Here is a 1,163-nt window from a genome sequence, read left to right as displayed (position 1 = left end):
CGACCGCCTCGCCCAGGCCCTGCTCGCCGAAGCGGCGGCTGGGGCCGAGACCACCCCGCCGGCCGCAGCGCCCACCGATGCCCCGGCCGGTGACGGCGGGCCCGGCGCGGTGCCGCCCTGGCTGGCCCAGGGCGACCCCGTGCGCCTTCCGTCCCAGATGGAGCGCGAGGCCTATGCCTCGCGCCGTTTCCCCCAGGAAGCGAAAGCCGCCGCACTGCCCCAGGCATGGCAGCGCGTGCGCAGCCACTGCGATTTCCACTTCAACCTGCCAGCCACCGATGCGCCCCTGCGCGATCCGCTGCAGCGGACCATCGACCGCCTTGGCCGGCACACGGCCGAGGCCGATGCAGAGGCCGACACCGTACTGCTCGCGCTGGCCCTGGCCAGTTCGGGCTACTACGGCGAGAACGAACCGGCCGCCGCCATCGTGGACTACCTCGTGGCGCAGTACGGACTGCCGGGGGCCGTCGACATCCTCATGGCATCGCAGCGCCTGGAGACGACCAACGATTACGACTCGACCACCAAGAAGCGCCGTGCGCACCTGTCCACCACCGTGACCCGCGCGATGAGCAACGGATGGCGCGGGCCGTTGGGCCAGGGCGAGGAAGCCTTCCGCCGCCATCTCGCGGCCGCGCCACAGGCCGAGTGGGAAGCCTGTGCGGACCGCATCGAGGCCGACCTGCCCTCCCTGCACCCGAGCCGGCAGCCGGCGATGGCGCTGCTGCTGCCCGACCGGCCGGCCGTTTCCGACGCCTTGGCGCACCGGCTTGCCGCCGAGAAGGAGGTGCCCGACACCCTGCACTGGCTGATGCTCACGGCCACCGACCCCGCCGCGATCGCGCTGGCCGCGAAGACGCGGCTGGGCTACTCCGAGGGCTTCTGGGGCAACCGGCGCATGGTGGCGACGGCCGTGCGCGAACGCGGCACCGGCGCGGTGGCGGTGCTGGAACGCGGGGCCGCCGAGGAGGCCGCCGGGGAAGCGCTCGCCACCCTCGGCACGCCCGAGGCCGTGCATGCGCTGGCCAAGGCCGCCAGCAGCTCCAAGGGCGCGCTGGCGCGCCTGTCCCTGGCGGCGGACCGCTGGCCGCTCGCGGCGATCGCGGCCCTCTCGCGGCTGGTGGCCGCGGACGGAAAGGACGCGGGCCTGCTCACGCCCATGC

At 74.5% G+C, this 1,163-nt stretch carries 1 pseudogene; it reads left to right on the top strand.

What is annotated here, in order from left to right:
* A pseudogene (locus tag AC27IO_RS24570) lies at positions 1 to 1,163 on the top strand (WGR and DUF4132 domain-containing protein); the annotation flags it as partial.

Source organism: Acidovorax sp. KNOB132, from assembly GCF_057541515.1.
This window is presented reverse-complemented; position numbering and strand designations above follow the sequence as displayed.